This window comes from Roseovarius maritimus (assembly GCF_043355895.2).
Taxonomy (GTDB): Bacteria; Pseudomonadota; Alphaproteobacteria; order Rhodobacterales; family Rhodobacteraceae; genus Roseovarius; species Roseovarius maritimus.
In genome coordinates this window covers 75,837-101,617 of record NZ_JBHFPF020000005.1, presented here as the reverse complement: position 1 = coordinate 101,617, position 25,781 = coordinate 75,837, and the positions used below count along the sequence as shown (strand labels likewise).

Annotated in this window: 23 protein-coding genes; 19 read left to right on the top strand and 4 right to left on the bottom strand. The window is 63.0% G+C overall.

Annotated elements, in window-relative coordinates; genetic code table 11:
* The first annotated feature begins 74 nt into the window (after positions 1–74).
* Together hrcA and ACEWPM_RS11350 are read left to right on the top strand one after the other, a co-directional pair.
* Positions 75–1,139 carry a heat-inducible transcriptional repressor HrcA gene (gene hrcA, locus ACEWPM_RS11355; protein ID WP_393962343.1) on the top strand — a complete coding sequence of 355 codons (1,065 nt, stop codon included), beginning with the start codon at positions 75–77 and terminating at the stop codon, positions 1,137–1,139.
* A gap of 12 nt (positions 1,140–1,151) precedes the next feature.
* Positions 1,152–1,712, top strand: coding sequence for a nucleotide exchange factor GrpE (locus ACEWPM_RS11350; RefSeq protein ID WP_393962344.1), 561 nt, complete (start codon positions 1,152–1,154; stop codon positions 1,710–1,712).
* Positions 1,713–1,769: 57 nt separating this feature from the next.
* Here ACEWPM_RS11350 and mutS read toward each other — a convergent pair whose 3' ends face one another.
* Positions 1,770–4,397 carry a DNA mismatch repair protein MutS gene (gene mutS, locus ACEWPM_RS11345; RefSeq protein WP_393962436.1) on the bottom strand — a complete coding sequence of 876 codons (2,628 nt, stop codon included), beginning with the start codon at positions 4,395–4,397 and terminating at the stop codon, positions 1,770–1,772.
* A gap of 156 nt (positions 4,398–4,553) precedes the next feature.
* Between mutS and ACEWPM_RS11340 the strand changes: the two genes are divergently transcribed.
* The gene (locus ACEWPM_RS11340) at positions 4,554–6,809 is read left to right on the top strand and encodes an NADP-dependent malic enzyme (protein WP_393962345.1); all 2,256 of its coding nucleotides are present in this window, start codon (positions 4,554–4,556) and stop codon (positions 6,807–6,809) included.
* 18 nt (positions 6,810–6,827) lie between these two features.
* Here ACEWPM_RS11340 and ACEWPM_RS11335 read toward each other — a convergent pair whose 3' ends face one another.
* The 3 genes from ACEWPM_RS11335 to ACEWPM_RS11325 all read right to left on the bottom strand — a co-directional run bounded on the left by ACEWPM_RS11335 (position 6,828) and on the right by ACEWPM_RS11325 (position 9,672).
* A complete protein-coding gene (locus ACEWPM_RS11335; RefSeq protein WP_393962346.1) occupies positions 6,828–7,697 on the bottom strand; it encodes a DMT family transporter in 870 nt (289 codons plus the stop codon).
* A gap of 88 nt (positions 7,698–7,785) precedes the next feature.
* The gene (locus ACEWPM_RS11330; protein ID WP_393933177.1) at positions 7,786–8,073 is read right to left on the bottom strand and encodes an HU family DNA-binding protein; all 288 of its coding nucleotides are present in this window, start codon (positions 8,071–8,073) and stop codon (positions 7,786–7,788) included.
* Positions 8,074–8,193: 120 nt separating this feature from the next.
* The gene (locus ACEWPM_RS11325) at positions 8,194–9,672 is read right to left on the bottom strand and encodes an AMP nucleosidase (RefSeq protein WP_393962347.1); all 1,479 of its coding nucleotides are present in this window, start codon (positions 9,670–9,672) and stop codon (positions 8,194–8,196) included.
* A 109-nt stretch (positions 9,673–9,781) separates the two neighbouring features.
* Here ACEWPM_RS11325 and ACEWPM_RS11320 point away from each other — a divergent pair, with 109 nt between their 5' ends.
* From ACEWPM_RS11320 to ACEWPM_RS11245, 16 genes are all read left to right on the top strand, one after another.
* Positions 9,782–10,639 (top strand): SDR family oxidoreductase, encoded by an 858-nt coding sequence (locus tag ACEWPM_RS11320; RefSeq protein WP_393962348.1) that lies wholly within the window; start codon positions 9,782–9,784, stop codon positions 10,637–10,639.
* Between the two features lie 101 nt (positions 10,640–10,740).
* Complete coding sequence (gene pncB, locus ACEWPM_RS11315; RefSeq protein ID WP_393962349.1) at positions 10,741–12,033, top strand: nicotinate phosphoribosyltransferase; 1,293 nt, start codon at positions 10,741–10,743, stop codon at positions 12,031–12,033.
* 16 nt (positions 12,034–12,049) lie between these two features.
* A complete protein-coding gene (locus tag ACEWPM_RS11310; RefSeq protein WP_393962350.1) occupies positions 12,050–12,700 on the top strand; it encodes a histidine phosphatase family protein in 651 nt (216 codons plus the stop codon).
* A gap of 18 nt (positions 12,701–12,718) precedes the next feature.
* Positions 12,719–13,333: a glutathione S-transferase family protein gene (locus ACEWPM_RS11305; protein WP_393962351.1), complete on the top strand. Its 615-nt coding sequence runs from the start codon at positions 12,719–12,721 to the stop codon at positions 13,331–13,333.
* 12 nt (positions 13,334–13,345) lie between these two features.
* On the top strand, positions 13,346–14,395 hold the full coding sequence (locus ACEWPM_RS11300; RefSeq protein WP_393962352.1) for a saccharopine dehydrogenase: 1,050 nt from the start codon (positions 13,346–13,348) through the stop codon (positions 14,393–14,395).
* 121 nt (positions 14,396–14,516) lie between these two features.
* A complete protein-coding gene (mtgA, locus tag ACEWPM_RS11295) occupies positions 14,517–15,227 on the top strand; it encodes a monofunctional biosynthetic peptidoglycan transglycosylase (RefSeq protein ID WP_393962353.1) in 711 nt (236 codons plus the stop codon).
* A 58-nt stretch (positions 15,228–15,285) separates the two neighbouring features.
* The gene (gene fzlA / locus ACEWPM_RS11290) at positions 15,286–15,951 is read left to right on the top strand and encodes an FtsZ-binding protein FzlA (protein ID WP_393962354.1); all 666 of its coding nucleotides are present in this window, start codon (positions 15,286–15,288) and stop codon (positions 15,949–15,951) included.
* 38 nt (positions 15,952–15,989) lie between these two features.
* Positions 15,990–17,045: a tRNA epoxyqueuosine(34) reductase QueG gene (queG, locus tag ACEWPM_RS11285; protein ID WP_393962355.1), complete on the top strand. Its 1,056-nt coding sequence runs from the start codon at positions 15,990–15,992 to the stop codon at positions 17,043–17,045.
* Positions 17,046–17,094: 49 nt separating this feature from the next.
* Positions 17,095–19,098, top strand: coding sequence for a hydantoinase/oxoprolinase N-terminal domain-containing protein (locus ACEWPM_RS11280; RefSeq protein WP_393962356.1), 2,004 nt, complete (start codon positions 17,095–17,097; stop codon positions 19,096–19,098).
* Between the two features lie 72 nt (positions 19,099–19,170).
* A complete protein-coding gene (locus ACEWPM_RS11275) occupies positions 19,171–20,364 on the top strand; it encodes a glycine C-acetyltransferase (protein WP_393962357.1) in 1,194 nt (397 codons plus the stop codon).
* Positions 20,365–20,376: 12 nt separating this feature from the next.
* Positions 20,377–21,408 carry an L-threonine 3-dehydrogenase gene (gene tdh / locus ACEWPM_RS11270; RefSeq protein WP_393962437.1) on the top strand — a complete coding sequence of 344 codons (1,032 nt, stop codon included), beginning with the start codon at positions 20,377–20,379 and terminating at the stop codon, positions 21,406–21,408.
* A complete protein-coding gene (locus tag ACEWPM_RS11265) occupies positions 21,405–22,214 on the top strand; it encodes an isocitrate lyase/PEP mutase family protein (protein WP_393962358.1) in 810 nt (269 codons plus the stop codon). Before tdh ends, ACEWPM_RS11265 begins: the two co-directional genes overlap by 4 nt.
* A 175-nt stretch (positions 22,215–22,389) precedes the next feature.
* Positions 22,390–22,839 carry a peptide-methionine (R)-S-oxide reductase MsrB gene (gene msrB / locus ACEWPM_RS11260; RefSeq protein ID WP_393962359.1) on the top strand — a complete coding sequence of 150 codons (450 nt, stop codon included), beginning with the start codon at positions 22,390–22,392 and terminating at the stop codon, positions 22,837–22,839.
* Entirely contained in the window at positions 22,836–23,333 is a 498-nt protein-coding gene (gene msrA, locus ACEWPM_RS11255; RefSeq protein ID WP_393962360.1) for a peptide-methionine (S)-S-oxide reductase MsrA, read from the top strand. Before msrB ends, msrA begins: the two co-directional genes overlap by 4 nt.
* 82 nt (positions 23,334–23,415) lie before the next feature.
* The gene (locus tag ACEWPM_RS11250; protein WP_393962361.1) at positions 23,416–24,339 is read left to right on the top strand and encodes a DMT family transporter; all 924 of its coding nucleotides are present in this window, start codon (positions 23,416–23,418) and stop codon (positions 24,337–24,339) included.
* A 60-nt stretch (positions 24,340–24,399) separates the two neighbouring features.
* On the top strand, positions 24,400–25,779 hold the full coding sequence (locus ACEWPM_RS11245) for an NAD-dependent succinate-semialdehyde dehydrogenase (protein WP_393962362.1): 1,380 nt from the start codon (positions 24,400–24,402) through the stop codon (positions 25,777–25,779).
* The last annotated feature ends 2 nt before the right edge of the window (positions 25,780–25,781 follow it).

The window sequence follows — 25,781 nt, the reverse complement described above, 5'->3', positions numbered from 1 at the left end:
GGCCGGAATGGCAACCCCGATTGACCCTGCGCCCGGCACCGCCTTAGATAACCGGGTGAGGCAAGGAAACCAGCATGAGCGACGCGCGACAACTTCTCGAGGAAATGAATGACCGCTCTCGCGAGGTGTTTCGCCGCGTGGTCGAGGGATACCTCACGACGGGCGCGCCGGTCGGATCGCGCAGCCTGACCCGCGAGCTGAGCGAGAAGGTCAGCGCCGCGACCGTGCGCAACGTGATGCAGGACCTCGAATATATGGGCCTCCTGGACAGCCCGCATGTCAGTGCCGGGCGCGTACCGACGCAATCGGGCCTTAGGATGTTTGTGGATGGGCTGCTGGAGGTGGGCGATTTGCAAAGCGCGGATCGCGCCCTGATGGACAGCACGATGTCGTCGAATTCCGACGATGTCGCGGGAGTTCTGGACCGCATCGGGCAGACCTTGTCGGGCGTCACGCAAGGCGCGTCCTTGGTCCTGGCTCCCAAGCATGAGGCGCCGATCAAGCATATCGAGTTTGTCAGCCTCGGACATGACCGCGCGCTGGTCGTGCTGGTCTTTGCCGACGGGCATGTCGAGAACCGCATCTTCACCCCGCCGCCGGGCCAGACGCCAAGTTCAATGCGCGAGGCCGCGAATTTCCTCAATGCGCTGGTCGAGGGCAAAACGCTGAGCGATGTTCAGACCGCCATCGCCCGCCAGATCAGCGACCGGCGGCAGGAAATAGATCAGTTGGCCCATGCAATGGTCGAGAGCGGTCTGGCTGTCTGGGCGAAAGAGGGCGAGGGGCCGGACCGCCTGATCGTGCGCGGCCGGTCGCACTTGTTGAACGCTGACTCCGATGAGGTCGACCTCGAGCGGATTCGCGTTCTCTTCGATGATCTCGAGCGCAAGCGCGATATTGCCAACTTCCTTGAATTGGCCGATGAGGGCGAGGGCGTGCGTATCTTTATCGGCTCAGAGAATAAACTTTTCTCACTTTCGGGTTCCTCTTTGGTTGTCTCTCCATATATGAACGCTGACCGGAAGATCGTCGGTGCCGTCGGTGTCATCGGACCCACGCGGCTGAATTACGGGCGCATCGTTCCTATTGTGGATTACACGGCGCAGCTGGTCGGCAAGCTGATCGCTGACAGAAGTTGAAGGGCTAAAAGAATGGCAGAGCGCAATAACGACGAATTTCTCGACGATATCGAACAGGCCGAGGCCGAGACGTATCGCGAAGATATGAGCGAGATTTCCGATGAGGAAGCCGAGTTGGACACCGTCCGCGCCGAACGCGACGCCTATCACGACAAGTTTCTGCGCGCGCTGGCGGACGCCGAGAATGCGCGCAAGCGGGCGGATCGCGACCGCCGCGAGGCCGAGAATTACGGCGGCTCCAAGCTGTCGCGTGATCTGCTGCCTGTTTATGACAATATGAAGCGCGCGATTGAGTCGATTCCAGAGGATCAACGTAGCGCGTCAGCTGCCTTGATCGAGGGTATCGAGCTGACCATGCGCGAGTTGCTCAGCGTTTTTGCCAAGCATGGCATTCGCATCGTGTCGCCCGAACTGGGCGAGAAATTCGACCCGCAGTATCATGAGGCGATGTTTGAGGCGCCACTACCCGGCACGAAGGCGGGCGAGATCATTCAGGTCTCTGCCGAGGGTTTCATGCTGCATGACCGCATCCTGCGCCCTGCGAAGGTAGGGGTGTCGTCGATGCAGGGCTGAACGACCCGAACTCGTTTTACCAAGCGCGCCCCGGCCATCCCTCCGGGGCGTTTCGCGTCAATCAGTCTCTGTTCCGGCGAGTTTCGACTTGAGATCATAGATCAGGGCCAGCGCATCACGCGGGCTCAACTCGTCTGGAAGGATGGATTTAAGCGTCTCCTCCACCTGGGACGGGGCGCTGGGTTTCACAGGGGCCGAGGGCGGTCTGCTGGAAAACAGCGGCAGATCGTCGATCAGCGCATCCCGCGCGCTGCCGCCTTCGCGCTCACCGCGCTCCAGTGCGTCCAGCACGACGCGCGCGCGTTCGATGACGCTGCTTGGAAGGCCCGCCAGTTTGGCCACCTGCACGCCATATGACCGATCCGCCGCGCCCTGCCGCACTTCGTGCAGGAAGATCACGTCGCCTTCGTGCTCCTTGACGGCAACCGTCGCATTGTCGACGCGGGTTAGCTTGTCAGTCAGGTTGGTCAGTTCGTGGTAATGCGTAGCAAAAAGGGCGCGACAGCCGTTGACCTCGTGCAGATGCTCCAGCGTCGCCCAGGCGATCGAGAGGCCATCATAGGTCGCAGTACCGCGCCCGATCTCATCCAGAATGACAAGCGCGCCGTTATCCGCCTGATTGAGGATTGCCGCTGTTTCCACCATCTCGACCATGAAGGTCGAGCGGCCACGTGCAAGATCGTCAGATGCTCCGACGCGGCTGAAGAGCTGGGTGACGATGCCGATATGCGCCGACGTCGCAGGCACGAAACTGCCGATCTGAGCCAATAGGGCGATCAGCGCATTCTGTCGCAGAAAGGTGGATTTGCCCGCCATGTTGGGGCCGGTCAGCAGCCAGATGTCGCTGGCGTCTCCCAGATTGCAGTCATTGGCCACAAATGGGCCCGCACCCTGAGCACGAAGCGCCTGTTCCACCACAGGATGGCGTCCGCCAATGATGTTCAATGCGCGGCTGTCATCGACCTTGGGCCGGCACCAGTTCGCCTCGGTGGCAAGATCTGCCAGCGCGGCGGTCAAATCCAGCTCCGACAAGGCGCGCGCAACCTGTGTCAGCGCGGCGGCGTGATCCAGAATGGCGCGTTTCAGCCTGTCATAGAGCCGTTTTTCGATCTCCAGCGCACGGCCCCCGGCATTGAGAATGCGCGTCTCCATCTCCGACAGCGGAACGGTCGTGAAACGCACCTGGTTTGCGGTGGTCTGGCGATGTTTGAAGGTCTCGTTCAGCGGCACTGACAGCATTTTCTCGGCATGGGTGGCGGTGACTTCGACGAAATAGCCAAGAACGTTGTTATGCTTGATCTTGAGCGAGGAAATCCCCGTCTGCTCGGCATACTCGGCTTGCATTCGCGCGATGACGCCGCGCCCCTCGTCGCGCAGCTGGCGGGCCTCGTCCAGTCCGGCTTCGTACCCCTCCGCAATGAAGCCGCCATCGCGGGCCAGCAGCGGCGGCTCGGCGATCAGGGCCTGATCCAGCAGATCCAGCAGCGCGTCATGGCCGATCAGATCATTGGTCAATCGTGACAGGACGTCCGGCAGGTCCAGCGCCTCCATCAGCTGCGCAATCTGCTCGGCGCCTTCCAGCCCGTTTCGTACGGCGGCCAGATCACGAGGGCCGCCGCGGTCCAGCGCAAGGCGCGACAGGGCGCGGTCAAGATCCGGCACCTTGCGGAGATGTTGCCGCAAATCGGCCCGGAATCGAGACTGTTCCACGGTGAAGGACACCATGTCCTGCCGGCCATGGATGACATCCAGATCGCGTGATGGGCTGGACAGCCTCCGCTCAAGCAGGCGCGCGCCGCCAGCGGTAACGGTGCGGTCTATCACGGCCAAAAGCGATCCAGCGCGCCCTCCTGACAATGCATGGGTCAGCTCGAGGTTGCGGCGGGTGGCGGCGTCGATTTGCATCACCCCGGCCAGGTTTTCGCGCTGGGGCGGCTGGAGCAGTGGCAGCTTTCCCTTTTGCGTGATTTCGAGATACTCGACGACGGCGCCCATCGCGGCGATCTCGGCGCGCTCGAACGTGCCGAACGCGTCCAGCGTCTGCACCTCGAAGAGCGCGCAGAGCCGCTTGGCCGCGCCGGTGCTGTCGAAGGCAGACCGGCCCAAAGGCGTGACAGATGCGCCCATATCAGTCACTAAATGGGCGATATCGTCATCGGCTCCGTCCGCGACCAACACCTCGCTGGGCATGAGGCGCGCAAGCTCGGGTCCGATCCGGGCGGGCGGCAGGGGCAAGACGTGCAGTGCCCCGGTCGAGATATCCGCCCAGGCAAGCGCATGTTCCCCGCGTACCTCGGCAATCGCCGCCAAATAGTTGTGCCGGCGCGCCTCAAGTAGGCATTCCTCAGTTAGCGTTCCGGGCGTCACCAGCCGGACCACCCCGCGCTTCACCACGGATTTCGATCCGCGCTTCTTTGCCTCGGCCGGGTTTTCCAGTTGCTCGCAAACGGCAACGCGAAATCCCTTGCGAATCAGCGTCAGAAGATACCCCTCGGCCGAATGGACCGGGACGCCGCACATCGCGATATCCTCGCCCAGATGCTTGCCGCGCTTGGTCAGAGCGATGTCCAGCGCCTCGGCGGCGGCCGCGGCATCGTCGAAGAACAGCTCGTAAAAATCGCCCATGCGATAGAAGAGCAGGGCATTCGCATGCTCGGCCTTGATTTCCAGATATTGCGCCATCATCGGCGTGACTGTGTCGGTTGTCACGAAACGTCCCCCATCGCTGCGCAGAACCTACAAACCATGGCGGCCCGACGAAACCCCATTCAGCACGGCAGTTGAGGGCGCGCGCATAGACCGCTATGCAGAAAGAAACGCATTTTCAGGACGCACCCGCACATGGCAAATCCCAAGTTCACCCCCGAAGAGGCGCTGGCCTTCCATCTCGAGCCGAGCCCGGGCAAGTTCGAGATCACGGCCACGGTGCCGATGACGACGCAGCGGGACCTCAGCCTTGCCTATTCGCCCGGCGTCGCGATCCCGTGCCTTGCCATCGAGGAAAACCCCGAAACGGCCTATGATTACACGAACAAGGGCAACCTCGTGGCCGTAATTTCCAACGGGACGGCGGTTCTGGGTCTTGGCAATCTGGGCGCGCTGGCCTCCAAGCCGGTGATGGAGGGCAAGGCGGTGCTCTTTAAGCGGTTCGCGGACGTCAACAGCATCGATATCGAGCTTGATACCGAGGACGCCGATGCATTTTGCAATGCGGTGCGCCTGATGGGGCCGACGTTTGGGGGGATCAACCTCGAAGATATCAAGGCGCCTGAATGCTTCATCATCGAGCAGCGCCTGAAGGAGGAAATGGACATCCCGGTCTTTCACGACGACCAGCACGGCACCGCCGTGATCTGCGCGGCGGGTCTGATCAACGCGCTGCATCTCAGCGGCAAGAAGATCGAGGATGTGCGCATCGTGCTGAATGGCGCCGGCGCGGCGGGCATCGCCTGCCTCGAGCTGCTCAAGACCATGGGCGCGCGGCACGAGAATACCCTGATGTGCGATACCAAGGGCGTGATCTATCAGGGCCGCACCGAGGGGATGAACCAGTGGAAATCCGCCCATGCGGTCAAGACGGATCGCCGCACGCTGGCCGAGGCGATGGAGGGTGCGGACGTGTTCCTTGGGGTGTCGGCCAAGGGGGCGGTGACGCAGGCGATGGTGGACAGCATGGCGCCCGATCCGGTGATCTTTGCCATGGCCAACCCCGATCCCGAGATAACGCCGGAAGAGGCGCACGCGGTGCGGCCCGATGCGATTGTCGCCACCGGGCGCAGTGATTACCCCAATCAGGTGAACAACGTCCTTGGGTTTCCCTACCTCTTTCGTGGTGCGCTGGACGTACATGCCCGCGCCATCAATGACGAGATGAAGATCGCCTGCGCCGAGGCGTTGGCGCGCCTCGCGCGCGAGGATGTGCCCGATGAAGTGGGCATGGCCTATGGGCGCAAGCTGGCCTTTGGGCGCGATTATATCATTCCCGCGCCCTTCGATCCGCGGCTGATCCACACGATTCCACCCGCCGTGGCCAAGGCCTGCATGGATACGGGCGCCGCGCGGCGTCCCATCGTCGACATGGAGGCCTACGAGGTATCGCTAAAGGGCCGGATGGACCCTACGGCCAGCATCATGCGCTCGATCAACGCGCGGGCGCGGGCGGCGCAGGCGCGAATGATCTTCGCCGAGGGCGACGATCCTCGCGTATTGCGCGCAGCGGTGCAATACCAGCGTGCCGGTATGGGCAAAGCCATTGTCGTGGGCCGCGAGGCGGATGTTCAGGCCAAGCTGGAGGCCGCGGGCATGGCCGATGCGGTGTCCGAGCTGGAGATCGTGAACGCTGCGAATACGCCCCATCTGGAGGAGTACCGCGCGTTTCTCTACAATCGCCTGCAGCGCAAAGGGTTTGATCGCCACGACATTCACAAGCTGGCAACGCGGGACCGGCATGTGTTTGCGTCGCTCATGCTGGCGCATGGTCATGGCGATGGCCTGATCACCGGCGCGACGCGCAAATCCGCGCATGTATTGGAATTGATCAATCACGTTTTCGATGCGGATGCCGAACACGGTGTCGCTGGTGTCACGGCATTGATGCACAAGGGCCGGATCGTACTGGTGGCCGACACGCTGGTGCAGGAATGGCCCGACGAGAACGAGTTGGCAGATATTGCCGAGCGCGCCGCAGCCGTCGCGCGCCATCTTGGGCTGGAGCCGCGCGTCGCCTTTGTCAGCTTCTCGACCTTCGGCTATCCGCAATCGGAGCGGGCCGAGAAAATGGGCCACGCGCCGCAGGTCCTGGAGAGCCGAGGGGTCGATTTCGAATTCGAGGGCGATATGACCGTCGATGTCGCGCTGAACACCGCCGCGCAAGAGGCATACCCGTTTCAGCGGCTGACCGGCCCCGCCAACATTCTGGTGGTTCCCGCGCGGCACTCGGCCTCGATCTCGGTCAAGCTGATGCAGGAGATGGCGGGCGCCACGGTGATCGGCCCGATCCTGTCGGGGCTGGATAAGTCGGTTCAGATCTGCTCGTCGACCTCGACGGCCACGGATATTGTCAACATGGCGGTGCTGGCGGCCTGCAAGGTGGGCTGACAGACCGCGCTTGGGGTTTCAGGCTCTGTGCCGACGCGACATTTGAACGGCCAGGATGCCGGCCATAATGATGGCCACGCCGATCAGGTCGGTGGGGCGCAGTTCTTCGCCCAGCACTAGCGCGGCGATCGCGACGCCGAGGAACGGATTGAGAAAGTGAAACGTCGCCGCGCGTGTGGCATTGATGCGCTGCACCAGTTTGAACCAGACCAACGTTGCCGCTAGGCCAGGGATCAGCGTGGTCCATGCAAAGGCGGCGCCGAGTTTCCAGCTCCAGTCGATGACGAGCGTCTCGGTCAGGGCGGCGACGACGGCCAGGACCGCACCGCCGATCAGCATCTGAAGCCCCACGACCATGAGGAAATTTCCGCCCGAGGTCGCGCCGCGCACGCTGAGCGTGGCGACGGCCAGCGCGATGGCACCTAGGATGCAAAGAGTGAGGCCATAGGGATCGACACCGCCGGAAAACCGCGTGCCCATGACCAGCGCGACACCCGCAAATCCGGCCATCAGGCCAAAGAGGGTCAACGGCGCGAGGCGCTCCTTGAGGAAGGCCCAAGAGGCCAGGGCGACCAGGAGTGGCATCATGGATGCGATAATCACGGCCAGCGATGCCTCGATTGTCTGCATCGCGACGAAGTTGAGACCAAGGTAGAGTGCGTTCTGGCAGATCCCGAGGATGATGCAGGCGCGCCACTGGCCTGGGGTCAGGCTCCAGGATTGTCCCAGCACCCGTGCGATCAGTACACCCAGCCCGCCAGATATGAGAAAACGCAGTGACAGAGCGCTGAGAGGGGGTGCCGCCTCGACGATGATCCGCGCGGAGGTGAACGCGCTGGACCACATGATGGCAAAGGCCAGACCCATCAAGATGCTTTTCAAATCCACGCCCGAGCCCCGCCCCTTGATACTGCGCCCATAGAAAAAGGGCCGCCTTTTCGGGCGACCCTTCATAAATCCCGTGCCAAATGCAAGATCAGCCGTTGACGCTGTCCTTGAGGGCCTTGGCGATGGTCATCTTGACGACCTTGTCCGCGTCTTTCTTGATCTGCTCACCTGTGGCGGGGTTGCGAACCATCCGCTCGGGGCGCTCGCGGCAATAGATCTTGCCGACGCCGGGAAGGGTGACGGCGCCGCCGTTCGACACTTCACGCGTGATGACGCTGATGATGCTGTCGAGGGCAGTGCCCGCAGTTTTCTTGTCGCTACCCATTTCTTCGGCCAGTGCGGCCACGAGCTGGGTCTTGGTCATCGGTTTTGCCATCTAGTGGTCTCCTTTTCTTGCCCGGAAAATGGGCCTCGCGGACAGGTGTAACGCTATTTTAATGGGTATTACAACGCATACTGAGGTTTCCTGTGCGAAATTTACGCAGAAAAGCGCCGGTTAAAGGAAGGCCGTTTCGTCAAAGGCACGCAACTTGCGGCTGTGAAGCCGGTCAAGCGGCATCTGAGCCAGCGTTTCCATTGCTCGAATGCCGATCATCAGGTGGCGCGCGACCTGGCCGGTATAGAAGTCGCTGGCCATTCCCGGCAGTTTCAGCTCGCCATGCAGCGGTTTGTCGGAAACGCAGAGCAAGGTGCCATATGGCACGCGAAAGCGAAATCCGTTGGCTGCAATCGTCGCACTCTCCATATCCAGTGCGATCGCGCGGCTCTGGCTCAAGCGGCGCACGGGGCCGGACTGATCACGCAGCTCCCAGTTTCGATTGTCGACGCTGGCGACCGTGCCGGTGCGCATGATGCGCTTCAACTCGTACCCTTCCAACTGGGTCACATCCTCGACGGCCTCCTCCAGCGCGATCTGGATCTCGGCCAGCGCCGGGATCGGCACCCATGTGGGCAGGTCCGCGTCCAGCACGCCATCCTCGCGCAGATAAGCATGGGCCAGCACATAATCGCCAAGGCGCTGCGAATTGCGCAGGCCCGCGCAATGCCCGACCATGATCCACGCATGCGGGCGCAGCACCGCGATATGATCTGTCGCCGTCTTGGCATTGGAGGGACCGATGCCGATGTTGATCAGAGTAATGCCCGACCCGTCGGCCTTCTTGAGATGATAGGTGGGCATCTGAGGCATCTTGACCGGAATGTCCAAGGGTGCATCCGGAGCGGTAATTTCGGCATCGTTGGTCGCGACAAAGCTGGTATAGCCGCTGTCCGGATCGGCCAGCGCACGGCGGGCATAGGCCTCGAATTCCGAGACGTAGAATTGATAATTGGTGAACAGCACATGGTTCTGGAAATGTGCCGGCGAGGTTGCGGTGTAATGCGCCAGCCGCGCCAGCGAATAATCGATGCGCTGGGCGGTGAACGGCGCGAGCGGCGCGGTGCCGCTGGTATCGGGTACGGCAAGTCCGTTGATGATGGCATCGTCCATCGTGCCCAGATCGGGTACATCGAACACGTCGCGCAGAGTGAACCCGGCGGCGCCTTCGTGCGGGACCGTCATGCGCGCATCCTGTGCCACGGCGAAATGCACGGGCATGGGCGTATCCGATATGCCAATGCTGACGGGAACGCCGTGATTTTCGACCAAAAGGCCGATTTGCTGTATCAGGTAATTCCGAAAGAGATCGGGCCGCGTGACCGTGGTGGCATGGGTGCCCGGCGCCGCCACATGGCCGAAGGACAGGCGCGTATCGATCCCCGCAAAGCTCGACGTTGTCAGCCGGATCTCGGGATAGAAGGCGCGGATGCGATGGGCAGGCTGCGGGCCCGCAAGGGCGCCGGAGAAGCCCGTGCGCAGAAACTCCACCGCCTCTTGGTAGAGCGCACAGAGCTGATCGACGGCGGCCGTGGCGTCGGTGAATTCGCGCGCCGCCACGGTTGGCGGGGTGTCGATCAACCGGTTATTTCCTTGCATCTCTGCCTCTTGCCTCTGGTCCTGTCGCGGCAGGGTGCACCGGCTGCACCCCGGGCGCAAGCGCGCTGCTGCCCTTGCCTTGAAGATAGGCGAGGCGCATATCAGGCAGATGACAAAGACACTTCTGACTTTTGGACACGGGTATTCCGCGCGCGCAGTTGCCGCGCTGCTGCAGCACGAGGGTGACTGGCGGATCATCGGCACTACGCGGGATGCGGAAAAGGCCAAAGCGCTTGAGGCCGAGGGGGTCGAGCCGCTGATCTGGCCCGGCGATGACGTGACGCCTGCCTTGGCCGAGGCCACGCATCTGCTGATATCTGCCGCGCCGGGCGAGGGCGGCGATCCGGTCCTTGTGGAGCTGCAATCCGAGATTATGCGCGCCGCGCCACATCTGGACTGGGCCGGCTATCTGTCGACGACGGGCGTCTACGGCGATCATGATGGCGGCTGGGTGGACGAGCAGACCCCCCTCGATCCCGGCACAAGGCGCGGCAAGCTGCGGCAGGAGGCCGAGGCGGCGTGGCAGGCCATCCCCGATCTGCCCCTGCATATCTTTCGGCTGGCCGGGATCTACGGTCCGGGGCGCGGCCCTTTCGCCAAGCTTCGCTCGGGCAAGGCGCGGCGCATCATCAAGGAGGGGCAGGTCTTCAGCCGCATCCATGTCGAGGATATCGCGCAGACCCTTGCCGCCTCGATGCATGCGCCCGATCCCGGTGCGATCTACAACCTGTGCGATGATGACCCCGCGCCGCCGCAGGACGTGATCGGATATGCCGCCGAATTGCTCGGCCTGCCATTGCCCGAGGCCGTGCCCTTCGAGGAGGCGGAGATGTCCGAGATGGCACGCAGTTTCTATGCCGAATCCAAGCGCGTCCGGAATGACCGGATCAAGGGGGATCTGGGCATCAACTTGCGCTATCCCACCTACCGCGAGGGGTTGCGAGCGATGATGGAAGACAAGGGTTAAGCAAAGGCTGGAAGGTGGCGCCATCCGCGCGCCCGCGCCAAGCCTTGCCAATCCTGCCCCGGCCCTGCTTTAACCCTTGGGAAGCCATACCGGAGCCTGACATGGTCGATATCGCCGCGCGCGTGCACAATCACAAATGGAAGATCGACCCCATCGTGCGGTCCCTGATCGACACCGATTTCTACAAGCTGCTGATGTGCCAATCGGTCTTTCGCAATCGGCGTGACACGCAGGTGACCTTCAGCTTGATCAACCGGGCCAAGCATATCCCGCTGGCCGATCTGGTGGATGAGGGGGAACTGCGCGAGCAGCTGGATCACATTCGCTCGCTGTCGCTGTCCCGCGGCGAGAGCACATGGATGCGCGGCAACATGTTCTACGGCAAGCGGCAGATGTTCAATCCCGAGTTCATGGACTGGTTCGAGAATCTGCGCCTGCCGCCCTATCATCTTGAGCGAGTAGGCGATCAATATGAGCTGACCTTCGAGGGGTCGTGGCCCGAGGTCATGCTGTGGGAAATTCCCGCCCTCGCTGTTTTGATGGAACTGCGCAGCCGCGCCGTGCTGCACAAGATGGAGAAGTTCGAGCTTCAGGTTCTCTATGCCCGCGCCATGACCAAGCTGTGGGAGAAGGTCGAGACGCTGCGCGAGGTGCCGAGCCTGCGCCTTGCCGATTTCGGGACAAGGCGGCGGCACTCGTTCCTGTGGCAGGATTGGTGCGTGCGCGCGATGCATGAGGGGCTGGGCGAGAAGTTCGTCGGCACGTCGAACTGCCTGATCGCCAAGAACCGCGATCTAGAGGCCATCGGTACGAATGCGCATGAACTGCCCATGGTCTATGCCGCCCTGGCCGAAAGCGACGAGGAATTGGCCCGCGCGCCCTATGATGTGCTGAGCGACTGGCACGAAGAGCATGATGGCAACTTGCGCATCATTTTGCCCGACACCTACGGCACCAAGGGGTTTCTGAAAAACGCGCCCGACTGGTTGAACCGCTGGACCGGCATCCGCGTAGATTCGGGGGATCCGGTCCAGGCGGCCGAAATGGCTATCGACTGGTGGACGGCCCGTGGCGAGGATCCGTCGCAGAAGCTCATCATTTTCTCTGACGGTCTGGATGAGACGAAGATCGCCGGGCTTCACGCGCAGTTCTCGGGGCGGGTGCGCGTGTCATTCGGCTGGGGCACGTATCTGACCAATGATTTCCGGGGCCTCGTTCCCAATGATGCGCTCGCGCCCTTCTCGCTGGTGTGCAAGCCGGTGGCGGCGAATGGGCGCCCGACGGTCAAGCTGTCGGACAACCCGAACAAGGCGATGGGCCCCGCGGATGAGATCGCGCGCTACAAGCGTGTCTTTGGCGTGGGCGATCAGACGGCGGTCGAGGTCAAGGTGTGACATCAGGGACCGCTGCATGACCGAAATCATCCTCATCCGCCATGGTCAGGCCAATTCGGGCGCGTCGGACGAGGCGGGATATGACCGCCTCTCGGATCTGGGCCATCGTCAGGCTGAGTGGCTGGGCGCCTGGCTGAACGCCACCGACGCCCATTTCGACCGGATCATCACCGGCACGCTGACCCGCCAGCGCCAGACGGCGGCGGCCATGGGATTTGCCGCCACGGCCGAGGACGTTCGTCTGAACGAGCTGACCTATTTCGATCTGGCGCACGCGATGGAGGCGCAGCATGGCGTCGCCGCGCCCGACACGGCGCGCGAGTTTTCGCACTACATGCCCCAGGTCATCGCCCATTGGGCCGAGGACAGGCTGACCGGCGTGCCCGAGACATTCGGGAGCTTTCACACCCGCATCATCTCGCTGGTTGATGAGATCGCCGCGCAGCACGGGCGCAGCATGCTGGTGACCTCGGGCGGCGTGATCGGGATGGTGATGCGCCATGTGCTTGGCCTCGATACCCATTCGATGACGCGCATGATGCTGCGCACGCATAACAGCTCGGTCCATCGCATCCGGCATGTTCATGGGCAGTTGGTGCTGGACAGCTTCAACGCGACACCGCACCTTGATGCGGCAGATCGGGCGCATGCCCGTACGTTCATCTAGATCCGGCAGGAGACTCTCATGAAACTTTACTACGCGCCCGGCACCGTTTCGGTCACGATCGCCATCGCCCTGCACGAGGCGGGACTTGCCTTTGATACACATAAGGTCAGTTTCAAGGATGCCGAGCAGACCAAGCCGGAGTATCACCGTATCAACCCCAAGGGACGTGTGCCCGCACTTGAGGTCGACGGCGCGATCCTGACCGAGACGGGCGCGATCCTCGACTACATCGCGGCCATCGCGCCCGATGCGCATCTGATGCCCCAAGACCCGATCGAGGCTGCTCGCGTGCGCGCCGTGATCCACTACCTGGCCAGCACGATGCAGACCAATCACGCCCACGGTCCGCGCGGCTATCGCTGGGCCGAGAAGGACGACTCCTTTGCCGACATGCGCGCGCAGGTGCCGAAAACCATGGCCGCCAGCGCCGCCTATGTGGAACAACATTGCCTGAAAGGCCCGTTCGTCATGGGGGACCATGTGACGGCAGCAGATCCGCATTTGTTCGTCATTTGCCAGTGGCTGGAGAGTGACGGTGTCGCCGTCTCCGACTATCCACGCATCGCCGCGTTCCTCAAGGCAATGGAGGCCCGCGCCTCGGTCAAGGCGGTGCGCGATGCCGGGATGCTGTAGGGGGCGCCGCATATGATACATCTCTGGGTCCGAGCCGAGCAGCGCCCGAACGAAGAGCGCGTCGGCCTGACGCCGGACGGCGCCCGCGATCTGATTGCCGCCGGCATGACCGTGACAGTCGAAGAGAGCGATCAGCGCGCTATTCCACTGGACGACTATCGCGGCGCCGGTTGCGCCATCGTGCCTGCCGCCAGCTGGCCGGACGCGCCCGAGGACGCCATCATCTTCGGCCTCAAGGAACTACCTGAGGACGGCACGCCCCTGACGCATCGTCACATCATGTTTGGCCATGCCTTCAAGGGGCAGCATTCCGGCAGGATCCTGCTGGAGCGGTTTCGCGCGGGCGGAGGCACGCTCTATGATCTGGAATACCTCGTGGATGAGGGCGGGCGCCGCGTCGCCGCCTTTGGATATTGGGCCGGCTATGCGGGCGCTGCGGTCACGCTGAAGTCATGGGCGGCGCAGAGTCGCGGTGGGATTTGCCCCGCTATCGGGACCTATGGCGGCAAGGAGGCGCTGCTGGCCGATCTGGCACGCGACATGGACGGCCTGCGCACACCCAGCGCCATCATCATCGGCGCGCTGGGCCGCGTCGGCGCCGGCGCCGCCGATCTTTGCACAGCGATGGGCATCGAGCCGACCCGCTGGGATATGGCCGAGACGCAGCAGGGCGGCCCTTTTCCGCAGATCCTTGCGCATGACATGTTCCTCAACTGCATCTTCGCGCGGCCCGGCACGCCGGTCTTCGTGCCGCCATCCGCCTTGGATGTGCCCCGCGATCTGACCGTCATCGGCGATGTCGCCTGCGATCCAGACAGCGATTACAACCCGGTGCCCGTCTACGAGGCCGCCACCGACTGGTCCGCCCCTGCGCGCCGCGTGCATGAGGCACCCCCTATGGACGTGATGGCGATCGACAATCTGCCCTCACTGCTGCCGGTCGAGTCCTCGACCGACTTTGTCGCATTGCTCTTACCCTCGCTGCGCAGTCTGGACGATCTTGACAGCGGCGTCTGGGGCCGGGCGCATCAGACGTTCTTGACGGCGATGAAAGGCCTGTGACATGACGGCCCACCGGTGTGGCGGGGTACTCTCTTTCTGAGACGTCTCGTGCTTCACCGTTCTTGAAATACTCATCCTGCGCGGCCCGCCACGGGTCCGCCCCGCAGCAACCCGAGGCGCCATGCCAAGCAAAGCCAGCAAAGAGCTGACCCGCCCCCGTTCGCCGCTGGCCTGGCTGCGGCGTTGGGCGCTGTGGGCGCTGGTCGCCGGGGCGCTGGTCATCGGGCTGGCAACGCTGTGGCACCGCGTCGTCCCGCCGGGTCCGACATTCTACATGAAGCAGGAGGCCCGCAGACTGGGACAGATCGCTTATGTCTGGACGCCCATTGATGCTATCGCACCCGTCATGGCACGGGCGGCTGTCGCCGCGGAGGATGCAAATTTCTGCACGCATTGGGGGTTCGACATGCGTGCGATCCGGCAGGTGCTGGAGCGCGGTGGCGCCCGCGGCGCCTCGACCATAAGTCAGCAGACAGTCAAGAACGTCTATCTGTGGCACGGCCGCTCTTGGCCCCGCAAGGCGCTGGAGGCGGTCATGACTCCGGCGATCGAGGCCGCCTGGTCCAAAAGGCGGATCATCGAGATATATTTGAACGTCGCGGAGTTCGATGAAGGCATCTTCGGCGTCGGCGCCGCCGCGCGCCACTATTTTGGCGTCAACGCAGCCGATCTGTCCGCCCTGCAGGCCGCGCGTCTTGCCGCGATCCTTCCCGATCCCAAGGATCGCTCGGCCAGCAAACCGTCGGATTGGGTGCGCAAACGCAGCGCCTCGATCATGGATGGCGCGGCCACGATCCGCCGTGACGGGCGCGCTGCGTGTTTCGAGGATTGAAAATCTCACGGCTAACGGGCATGGAAGGGCACCCGTCTCAACAAAGGTCCGCCACGTCATGGCCAAGCTCTATCACGTTCCCCTGTCGCCGTTCTGTCGCAAGGTCCGCCTGAGCCTTGCCGAGAAAAAGATAGAATGCGAGCTGATTGAAGAGCGCTACTGGGAAGAGCACCCCGATTTTCACCGCCGCAACCCGGCCCGCAAGGTGCCGGTTCTGCGCATCGACGGACGCACGCTGCCTGAAAGCGCGGCGATCTGCGAATACCTCGAAGAAAAATATCCCGAGCCGCCCCTGATGCCCCGCGGCGCCGAGGGGCGCTACGAGGTGCGCCGGCTGGTCGCGTGGTTCGATGACAAGTTCCATCACGAGGTCACGTCGAAGCTGCTCTACGAGCGAGTGAACAAGAAGATGATGGGCGCCGGCTTTCCCGATAGCGGCAACGTCAAATCGGGCGCCAAGGCGATCAAGTATCACTTGGATTATATGGCCTACCTCTTGGACCACCGCCGCTGGCTGGCGGGCGACGTGATGACATTGGCGGATTTTGCGGCGGCGGCGCATCTGAGCGCGCTGGACTATATCTCGGACGTGGACTGGAACCGCAGCGACGTGGTCAAGGACTGGTACGCCAAGATCAAGTCTCGCCCGGCCTTCCGCAACATACTGGCCGATCAGGTGTCCGGATTCCCCCCGCCAAAGCACTATTCCAACCTCGATTTTTGATTGCAGGCGTCGATGGGGTATTTAGCCCAAGAAAAAGCATGAATGGTTTGAAAGACAGGCTGGCGGCGCAGGCGTATGCGGAGGGGTTTGACCTGACGCGGATCTGCCGCCCTGGCGATGTGCCCCAAGTACCGGACCGTCTGGCCACCTTCCTGTCCAAGGGGCGGCATGGGCAGATGGGATGGCTTGCCGAGCGCAGTCACTGGCGCGGCAATCCCGAAGCGCTCTGGCCCGAGGCGCGCTCGGTCATCATGCTGGGAGAGAGTTACACGCCTCAGCATGATCCGCTGGAGATCCTGACGCATCCCGACAAGGCGGCGATCAGCGTCTATGCGCAGAACAAGGATTATCACGATCTGGTCAAGAAACGGCTCAAGCGGCTTGCGCGCTGGCTGATTTCCGAGACGTCGGGTGAGACCGAAGTAAAGGTATTCGTCGATACCGCACCCGTTCCGGAAAAGCCGCTGGGCGAGGCGGCTGGACTGGGCTGGCAGGGCAAGCACACCAATCTGGTCAGCCGCGATCTGGGCAGTTGGTTCTTCATCGGCTCGATCTTTACCACGCTCGAGCTGGCCCCGGACCGGCCCGAGAGTGATCATTGCGGCTCGTGCCGTGCCTGCCTGGATGTCTGTCCCACCGGGGCGTTTCCGGCGCCCTATCAGCTGAATGCACGGCGCTGCATATCCTACCTCACGATCGAGCATCACGGACCGGTCGACCCTGAGCTGCGCGCGCTGATGGGCAACCGCATCTATGGCTGCGACGACTGCCTTGCCGTTTGCCCGTGGAACAAGTTTGCCCGAGAGGCGCGAGAGCTGCGGTATCGTGCGCGGCCCGACCTCACCGCCCCCGATCTGGCCGAGTTGGCCCGGCTGGATGATGCCGCGTTCCGCGCGAAATTCTCCGGCAGCCCGATCAAGCGGATCGGGCGGAACAGATTTTTGCGAAACGTGCTATATGCCATCGGCAATTCGGCGCAGCCCGAGTTGGCGGAGGCCGCGCAGCCCCATCTGAGCGATCCCGATCCCACTGTCGCCGATGCGGCGGACTGGGCACTAAAGCGACTATGCGGTGACGCGAAAGAGATGGAATAGCCGCGATATCCGTCATAGAGCGAGGGGCGCGTCAGACAGGGGTAAAGGTATGGCGATCTTGTTGGGGGTGGATACGGGCGGCACGTATACCGACGCGGTGCTGATCCGCGACGAAACCGAGGTGATCGCCAGCGCCAAGGCGCTGACGACTCGGCACGATCTGGCCATCGGTATCGGCGCCGCGGTTGCGAATGTGCTAGCCGACGGCGGCACGGCCCCCGAGGACATCGCGCTGGCCTCCCTTTCGACAACGCTGGCAACCAATGCGCTGGTCGAAGGGCAGGGCGGGCGCGCGGGCCTGATCTATATCGGCTTCCGGGAGCAGGATTTGGACGGGCATGGGTTGCGCGCGGCGCTGGGCACCGATCCGGCGCTGATCCTCGGTGGCGGGCATAATCACGCGGGCTATGAGGCGCGGCCTCTGGATTTGGGTGCATTGGAGGCCTGGTTGAGCGAGGATCGCGGTATCTCGGCCTACGCGGTTGCCGCGCAATTCGCAACGCGCAATCCCGAGCATGAATTGGCGGTTCAGCGAATGGTGCAGGACATGACGGGGCGGCCAGTTTCCTGCTCTCACCACCTGTCGGCCAAGCTGAATGGGCCCAAGAGGGCGCTGACCGCGCTGTTGAACGCGCGCCTGATCGGGATGATCGCGCGGCTGATCGAAAAGGCCGAGGGTAAGCTGGCAGAGCTCGGCATTGACGCACCCCTGATGGTAGTGCGCGGCGATGGGGCCCTGATCAGCGCGGATCAGGCGCGAGAGCGCCCGATAGAGACGATCCTGAGCGGTCCGGCGGCGTCGATTGTCGGCGCGCGCTGGCTGACGGGTGTCGATACTGCGCTGGTGTCGGATATCGGCGGGACGACCACGGATGTCGCCGTGCTGCGTGGGGGCAAGCCAATGATCGATCCGGCGGGCGCGCAGGTGGGGCCGTGGCGCACGATGGTCGAGGCTGTGGGAATGCGCACGACCGGCCTCGGCGGCGACAGCGAAGTGCATGTTCAGGGTGACGGCCTCACCGGGGGCATCCTGCTAGGCCCCCGCCGGGTGCTTCCCGTTAGCCTGATCGCACATGAGGCGCCCGAGATCGTGCACCGCACGCTGGATGCGCAACTGCGCGCCACCGTACCGGGCGAGCACGACGCCGCCTTCGTGCGCGCGGTTCCCGGCATCGAGGCGGGCGGATTGGCCGAGCGTGATGACGCCCTGCTTTCCCGCATCGTCGAGGGGGGTGTGCAGCCCGTGGGCGCTGTTCTGCGCACGCGGATTGAGGCTCAGGCGCTTCGCCGGCTGGTTGCGCGCGGGTTGATCCAGGTGTCGGGCGTCACGCCCTCGGATGCGAGTCATGTTCTGGGTCAGGCAACGGTCTGGGATGGGGAGGCGGCGCAAAAGGCTTTGGCGCTCATGGCGCGCAAGCGGACCGGGTCAGGCAACGTCGTCGCGGCCAGCGCCGAGGATATGGCGCAGATGATCGTCAATCAGCTGACGAAACAGACCGTGCTTGTGATCCTCGAGACCGGGTTTGCCGAAGAGGTCGAAGCCTTCGGACTGCCACCGGATCAGCTTGCCCGGCATGTTCTGATGCAGCGCGGAATGGACCAGCATCAGGGTCTGGTCCGGCTGAATTCGGGCCTGAATGTTCCTGTCGTGGGGCTTGGGGCGTCGGCTGGCACCTATTATCCGGCGGTCGGCGCGAGGTTGGGTTGCCAGATGATCCTGCCGCAGCATGCGGGCGTGGCCAATGCCATCGGCGCGATCGTGGGCCGCGTCACGATCCGGCGCAGCGGCACGGTCACCTCGCCGTCCGAAGGGCTCTTTCGGGTGCATCTGGAGACCGGGCCGGAAGATTACCGTGATGCCGCCACCGCGCTGGATGCGCTGCAGGCTGCGCTGGAGGAGGCTGCCCGCGCCGATGCCGTCGCGGCAGGGGCCGAGGATATCCGGATCACCGCAGGGCGCGATCTGCGCACCGCCGAGGCCGAGGCGCGGCAGGTGTTCCTGGAAGGCGAGATTACGGTCGAGGCATCGGGCCGCCCGCGCATTGCCGTCTGAGCGCACCTCATGTTGCGCGGGCCGCAGATGCGGTAGCCTGCGGTTAATCCGAGTCAGTGAAAGGAGTATCAGATGAGCGCCGCCAAGGATTTTGACGCAGATATTGGAAGCAGACTCGACAGCCTCAAGGATGAGGGGCTCTACAAGGTAGAGCGCGTCATAACCTCGCCCCAATCGGGCCGCGTGTCACTGGCCAGCGGGGCCGAGGTGATTAACCTCTGCGCCAACAATTACCTGGGGCTTGCCGACAACCCTGACATCATCGCGGCGGCGCATGAGGCGCTGGATCGCTACGGCTTTGGCATGGCGTCGGTGCGCTTCATCTGCGGCACGCAGGAAGAGCACAAGGCGCTGGAGGCGCGCATCGCGGAGTTCCTCGGGACCGAGGACAGCATCCTTTATCCCAGCTGTTTCGACGCGAATGCAGGGCTTTTCGAGACAATCCTTGGCCCTGAGGATGCGATCATCAGCGATGCACTGAACCATGCCAGCATCATCGACGGCGTGCGGCTGTGCAAGGCGCAGCGCTATCGCTATGCCAATTCCGACATGGACGATCTGGAGCGCTGCCTGAAAGAGGCACAGGGCGCGCGGCATCGCCTGATCGCGACGGATGGCGTGTTCTCGATGGATGGCTATTACGCCAAGCTGGATCAAATCTGTGATCTGGCTGAGAAGTATGATGCGCTGGTCATGGTCGATGATTGCCATGCGACGGGCTTTGTCGGCGTTACCGGTCGCGGCAGCATCGAGCATTGCGGCGTGATGGGCCGGGTCGATATCCTGACCGGCACGCTGGGCAAGGCGCTGGGCGGCGCGTCGGGCGGCTATACCGCCGCCTCGGCCAAGGTTGTCGACTGGCTGCGCCAACGCTCGCGGCCCTATCTCTTTTCCAACACGCTGGCGCCAGTGATTGCCGCGGCCTCGTTGACCATGTTCGATCTGATCGAGGAGGGCGACGACCTGCGCGCGCAGCTTTGGGACAATGCCGCGCATTTCCGCACCCGCATGACCGAGCTGGGATTCGAGCTGCTTCCAGGTGAGCATGCAATCATTCCGGTGATGCTGCGCGATCCCAAGCTTGCCCAACAGATGGCGCAGAAGCTGGGCGAGCATGGGGTCTATGTCACCGCCTTCAGCTTTCCGGTGGTGCCAAAGGAGCAGGACCGTATCCGTACGCAGATGAGCGCGGCATTGACGCGCGAGATGCTGGACGAGGCGATCGACGCCTTTGCCAAGGTTGGCCGCGAGTTGGGAGTGATCTGAATGGAAAACCGCATGAAGGCTCTGGTCAAGGCGCGCCCCGAGCCAGGCCTCTGGATGGAGTATGTCCCGGTGCCCGAGCCGGGGCCGACGGATGTGCTGATCAAGGTGAAGAAGTCAGCCATTTGCGGCACGGATGTGCATATCTGGAAATGGGACGAGTTCAGCGCCAAGACAGTGCCCGTGCCAATGGTCGTCGGCCACGAGTTCGTGGGCGAGATCGCCGATACCGGCGCTGCGGCGACGCGCTATCGTGTAGGCCAGCGGGTCAGCGGCGAGGGGCATATCGTCTGCGGCACGTGCCGCAATTGCCGCGCCGGGCGCGGGCAACTGTGTCGGAACACCAAGGGCGTCGGCGTCAACCGGCCCGGCAGTTTCGCCGAATATGTCTGCATCCCCGAGATGAACGTGGTGCCGATCCCCGAGGATGTCAGTGACGAGATCGCGGCGATTTTCGATCCCTTCGGCAATGCCGTGCACACGGCGCTCAGTTTCGATCTGGTGGGCGAGGATGTGCTGGTCACCGGCGCTGGCCCCATCGGCATCATGGGCGCGCTGGTGGCGCAGAAGGTGGGCGCGCGCAAGGTGGTGATCACCGATATCAATCCCTATCGCCTCGATCTGGCACGCAAGATGGGCGTGCAGCATGTCGTCGATGTGTCGAAAGAGCAGCTCAGCGACGTGATGGACCGCATCGGCATGACCGAGGGCTTTGACGTCGGCCTCGAGATGTCGGGCGCGGCGGCGGCGATGCAGCAGATGATCAGCCGCATGAACAATGGCGGCAAGATCGCCCTTCTGGGCATCGCTCCCACGGAGTTCGCCGTCGACTGGAACGCGATCATCTTCAAGATGCTGCACGTCAAGGGCATCTATGGCCGAGAGATGTTCGAGACCTGGTACAAGATGATCGCGCTGGTGCAGTCCGGCCTCGACGTCTCGGGGCTGATCACGCATCGCATCGGGATCGACGATTTCGAGGAAGGGTTCGCCGCGATGATCTCCGGAAACTCCGGCAAAGTCGTGATGGATTGGGGCTCGACATGAGCGATATCGGCAGCACTTTTCGCGCGCTTCACCGCAGGGGCGATCCGGTTCTGATCATCAATGCGTGGGATCGCGGATCGGCGCGGATGATGCAGTCGCTCGGCGCGCGCGCGCTTGCGACCACCTCGGCGGGCCACGCGTTCAGCATGGGGCGTGTCGATGGCGGCACGCTGAGCCGAGATGAGGCGCTGGCCCATGCGCAGGACATCGTTTCCGCCGTAACAGTGCCGGTTTCGGGAGATTTCGAGAACGGGTTCGGCGAGGCGCCAGAGATGGTCGCCGAGACCATTCGCCTCGCGCAGGAGGCCGGGCTGGCCGGCTGCTCGATCGAGGATACGGCGCTGCCTGATTTCACGCCCTATGATTTCGACCTGGCGGTCGAGCGGATCCGCGCCGCAGCCAGCGCCGCGCGGGCATTGCCCCGCGACTTCGTGCTGGTGGCGCGGGCCGATGGTGTCATGCTGAAAAGCTACGATTGCGATGAGGCGATCCGACGGATCCGCGCCTTTGAGGCGGCGGGCGCGGATTGCGTTTACGTGCCAGCACCGCCAGACAGTGAAGCCCTGCGGCGGATCATCGACGCGGTATCGGTGCCGGTGAATGTGCTGGCATCCGGCGGGTTCGCGAACGTCACACGGGACGAGTTCGCAGCCATGGGCGCCGGGCGGATCACGGTGGGCGGCGCTTTGGCCCGTGTTGCTTATGGCGCCGCCGTTTCGACCGCGCGAAACATGCTGAACGGGGATTTCTCAAGGCTGGCGCGCGCCGCCGCCGAAGAGGATATCGACGACCTTCTGGAGACGTGAGACTCTAGCACCGTGGAGGGTGGAGATCTCGTCTGCGGGACGGGTTTGGGTATTTGGACCAAGAAAAAGCACGGGCGGCTCATCAATCCGGAGTGAGGCATGTGAAATATCGGTTGGAAATTCGCGCGCGGCGGCCATCTATGAGGCCAAGAGGCGTAATGAGAGGGAGCATTTCATGACCCGCTATACCAAGGACCCGGATGCCATCGCGCGTCTGACACCGGAAGAATATCATGTGACGCAGCAAAGCGGCACCGAGCGGCCCGGTACGGGAAAGTACCTGAGCAACAAGGCGCCCGGTATCTATGTCGATATCGTGTCGGGCGAGCCGCTCTTTGCCTCTTCGGACAAGTTTGAAAGCGGATGCGGCTGGCCCAGCTTTACCAAGCCGATCGAGCCTGCGCATGTGGCCGAGTTGCAAGATGACAGCCTTGGCATGCGCCGGGTCGAGGTGCGCAGTGCCCATGGTGACAGTCATCTGGGCCATGTCTTTCCCGATGGGCCGCAGGACCGGGGCGGGCTGCGGTATTGCATCAATTCGGCCTCGCTGCGCTTCGTCCCCAAAGGCGAGATGGAGGCAGAAGGCTATGGCGAATATATGGACCAAGTGGAGGATGTGGCATGAGCGAAGAGCGCGCGGTTCTGGCCGGTGGATGTTTCTGGGGAATGGAAGAGCTTATCCGCAAGCGTGATGGTGTGATCTCGACCCGGGTGGGCTATACGGGGGGTGATGTGCCCAATGCCACCTACCGCGATCACGGCACTCATGCTGAGGCGATCGAGATCATCTTCGACCCTTCCAAGATCAGCTATCGTGAAATTCTTGAGCTGTTTTTCCAGATCCATGATCCGACGACTTTGAACCGTCAAGGCAATGACATAGGCATCAGCTATCGGTCGGCAATCTACTACGTTGATGACGCGCAGAAGCTCGAGGCGCGGCGCACGATCAGGGATGTCGAGGCCAGCGGCAAATGGCCCGGCAAGGTCGTGACCGAGGTCGAGCCTGTCGGTGATTTCTGGCAGGCCGAGCCCGAGCATCAGGATTACCTGCAGCGGGTGCCCAACGGCTATACCTGCCATTTCCCGCGCGCGGACTGGGTTTTGCCGCGCAGCTAAAGGCGCGGACTATATGCCGCGCCCGGCCCTTGACCTCGCCTTGGGCCGGGCGCATTCATGGCCCGTCAAAGGAGCCATGCCCATGCAGCCGGTCAAGGCGATCACGCTGAAACTATGCGCGGTCGTTCTCTTCATCATCATGTCCGCGCTGATCAAGGCCGCATCGGTTGATGTCCCGCCGGGTGAGGCCGTATTCTTTCGCTCATTCTTTGCAATGCCGGTGACGGTGATCTGGCTGCTGATGCTGGGACAATTGTCGACCGGGCTGCGCGTGGCCTCTGTTTGGGGCCATGTGCGCCGGGGTGTGGCCGGAACATTGGCCATGGCGATGATGTTTGCCGGGCTGGCCCTTTTGCCGCTGCCCGAGGTCACGGCGTTGAGCTATACCTCGTCCCTTCTGATCGTGATCTTCGCGGCCTTGTTTCTGGGCGAGAAGGTCGGCGTCTTTCGTATCAGCGCGGTGTGCATCGGCCTGATCGGTGTGCTGATCATCCTTGCGCCGAAGCTGAGCGTTCTTGGCGGCGCGCCCGTGGCCGCGAGCGAGGTGATCGGGGCGGTTGTGGTTCTGGTTGGAGCGACCTTCGCCGCGATTGCGCAGATCACGATTCGCAAGCTGGTGCAGACGGAACATCCCGCCGCCATCGCCTTTTACTTCTCGGTCACGGCCACGGCCCTCTCGGCGCTGACCATGCCGTTCGGCTGGGTAATGCCCTCGGGTTGGCTGGCCGGGCAGCTGGTCTTGGCGGGTCTGATCGGCGGCGCGGCGCAAATTTTCCTCACGCTCTCCTACCGCTATGCCGATGCCAGTGTCGTGGCGCCGTTCGATTATGCCTCGATGCTGTTCGCGCTGGTCATCGGGTATGTCATCTTTGACGAGGTGCCGACCGGCCCGATGCTGATCGGTGCCGCGCTGATCGCGGCCGCGGGCATCGCCATCATCCTGCGCGAGCATCATCTGGGCCTCAAGCGGGGACGCGCCCGCGCGCTGCGCACGCCGCAAGGGTGATGGAATATCAGCGGACAGCAGTGTGTTTTGAGTGCAAATGCACATCAACGCGAGGCCGACATGACCAATACGTTTCAAACCATAAATCCCACCACGGGCGACACGATCCAGTCCTACAGCCATATCAGCAATGACGAGATGACCGCCAAAATCGAGGCGTGCCACGAGGCATTCCTTGGCTGGCGCAAGAAGAGCCATTCCGAGCGCGGCGAGGTCCTCAAGGCCGTTGGCCAAGGCCTGCGCGACGGCAAGGAAGAGCTGGCCAAGCTGATGACCCAAGAGATGGGCAAACTGCTGGAGTATTCGCGGCAGGAAGTGGATCTCTGCGCGGCGATCTGTGACTATACTGCCGAGAACGGGCCCAAGGAGCTGGCCGATGAGGACCGCGAGATTGCCAATGGCAAGCGCGGCAAGCAGGTTCACTCACCCTTGGGCGTGATCTACGGCATCCAGCCCTGGAACTTCCCGGCTTACCAGGTGGTCCGCTATTCGATTGCCAACCTGATGGCCGGCAATGGCGTGCTGCTCAAGCACGCGGCGAATGTGACCGGATCGGGCCTGATGCTGGAAGAAATCTATCGTGATGCGGGCCTGCCGGAGAGCCTGTTTACCGCGCTCGTCATCAGCCACGATCAGTCGGACGAGGTGATCGCGCATGAAAAGGTACGCGGCGTGACCCTGACGGGCAGCCCCGGCGCCGGCAGCCATGTGGGCGAGAAAGCGGGCAAGGCGCTCAAGAAGTCCGTACTCGAGCTGGGATCGAATGACGCCTACCTCGTCCTGTCTGATGCCGATCTGGAAACGGCTGTCGAAACATGCGTCACTGGCCGTATCTACAATAACGGCGAGACTTGCGTGGCGGCCAAGCGGTTTGTCGTCGTCGAGTCTCGCTATGATGCCTTTCGCGATGCCTGTGCCGAGCGGATGAAGGCGCTGAAGGCCGGCGATCCGACGGATGATGCCAGCGATATCGGTCCGATGGCGCGCGAGGATCTGCGCGACGATCTGCATGAGCAGGTGGAGAAAAGCGTTGCGAATGGCGCGACTGTTCTTTGCGGAGGGCAGAAGCCCGAGGGCAAGGGGTATTTCTACCCCGCCACTGTCCTCGCCGACGTCAAGCCGGGCCAGCCCGCCTATGATGACGAGCTTTTTGGCCCGGTCGCGTCCTTGCTCCGCGCCAAGGATGACAAGGACGCCATGCGCATCGCCAATGACAGCCGCTACGGCCTTGGTGGTGGTATCCTGTCGCAAGACACCGAAGCGGCAATCAAGCTGGCTGCTGAGGAATTCGACACTGGCATGGTGTTTATCAACGGGTTTGGCATGGCGACGCCCAATATGCCCTTCGGCGGCGTGAAGGACGCCGGATATGGGCGCGAGCATGGTGGCTTTGGCATGAAAGAATTCATCAACGCCAAGGCGATCATGGTGATGAGCTAACG

Excerpts from the sequence above, each read along its gene's own strand:
- hrcA (WP_393962343.1), top strand. The coding sequence starts at position 75 with ATGAGCGACGCGCGACAACTTCTCGAGGAAATGAATGACCGCTCTCGC.
- ACEWPM_RS11350 (WP_393962344.1), top strand. The coding sequence starts at position 1,152 with ATGGCAGAGCGCAATAACGACGAATTTCTCGACGATATCGAACAGGCC.
- mutS (WP_393962436.1), bottom strand. The coding sequence starts at position 4,397 with ATGATGGCGCAATATCTGGAAATCAAGGCCGAGCATGCGAATGCCCTG.
- ACEWPM_RS11340 (WP_393962345.1), top strand. The coding sequence starts at position 4,554 with ATGGCAAATCCCAAGTTCACCCCCGAAGAGGCGCTGGCCTTCCATCTC.
- ACEWPM_RS11330 (WP_393933177.1), bottom strand. The coding sequence starts at position 8,073 with ATGGCAAAACCGATGACCAAGACCCAGCTCGTGGCCGCACTGGCCGAA.
- ACEWPM_RS11325 (WP_393962347.1), bottom strand. The coding sequence starts at position 9,672 with ATGCAAGGAAATAACCGGTTGATCGACACCCCGCCAACCGTGGCGGCG.
- ACEWPM_RS11320 (WP_393962348.1), top strand. The coding sequence starts at position 9,782 with ATGACAAAGACACTTCTGACTTTTGGACACGGGTATTCCGCGCGCGCA.
- pncB (WP_393962349.1), top strand. The coding sequence starts at position 10,741 with ATGGTCGATATCGCCGCGCGCGTGCACAATCACAAATGGAAGATCGAC.
- ACEWPM_RS11310 (WP_393962350.1), top strand. The coding sequence starts at position 12,050 with ATGACCGAAATCATCCTCATCCGCCATGGTCAGGCCAATTCGGGCGCG.
- ACEWPM_RS11305 (WP_393962351.1), top strand. The coding sequence starts at position 12,719 with ATGAAACTTTACTACGCGCCCGGCACCGTTTCGGTCACGATCGCCATC.
- ACEWPM_RS11300 (WP_393962352.1), top strand. The coding sequence starts at position 13,346 with ATGATACATCTCTGGGTCCGAGCCGAGCAGCGCCCGAACGAAGAGCGC.
- mtgA (WP_393962353.1), top strand. The coding sequence starts at position 14,517 with ATGCCAAGCAAAGCCAGCAAAGAGCTGACCCGCCCCCGTTCGCCGCTG.
- fzlA (WP_393962354.1), top strand. The coding sequence starts at position 15,286 with ATGGCCAAGCTCTATCACGTTCCCCTGTCGCCGTTCTGTCGCAAGGTC.
- queG (WP_393962355.1), top strand. The coding sequence starts at position 15,990 with ATGAATGGTTTGAAAGACAGGCTGGCGGCGCAGGCGTATGCGGAGGGG.
- ACEWPM_RS11280 (WP_393962356.1), top strand. The coding sequence starts at position 17,095 with ATGGCGATCTTGTTGGGGGTGGATACGGGCGGCACGTATACCGACGCG.
- ACEWPM_RS11275 (WP_393962357.1), top strand. The coding sequence starts at position 19,171 with ATGAGCGCCGCCAAGGATTTTGACGCAGATATTGGAAGCAGACTCGAC.
- tdh (WP_393962437.1), top strand. The coding sequence starts at position 20,377 with ATGAAGGCTCTGGTCAAGGCGCGCCCCGAGCCAGGCCTCTGGATGGAG.
- ACEWPM_RS11265 (WP_393962358.1), top strand. The coding sequence starts at position 21,405 with ATGAGCGATATCGGCAGCACTTTTCGCGCGCTTCACCGCAGGGGCGAT.
- msrB (WP_393962359.1), top strand. The coding sequence starts at position 22,390 with ATGACCCGCTATACCAAGGACCCGGATGCCATCGCGCGTCTGACACCG.
- msrA (WP_393962360.1), top strand. The coding sequence starts at position 22,836 with ATGAGCGAAGAGCGCGCGGTTCTGGCCGGTGGATGTTTCTGGGGAATG.
- ACEWPM_RS11250 (WP_393962361.1), top strand. The coding sequence starts at position 23,416 with ATGCAGCCGGTCAAGGCGATCACGCTGAAACTATGCGCGGTCGTTCTC.
- ACEWPM_RS11245 (WP_393962362.1), top strand. The coding sequence starts at position 24,400 with ATGACCAATACGTTTCAAACCATAAATCCCACCACGGGCGACACGATC.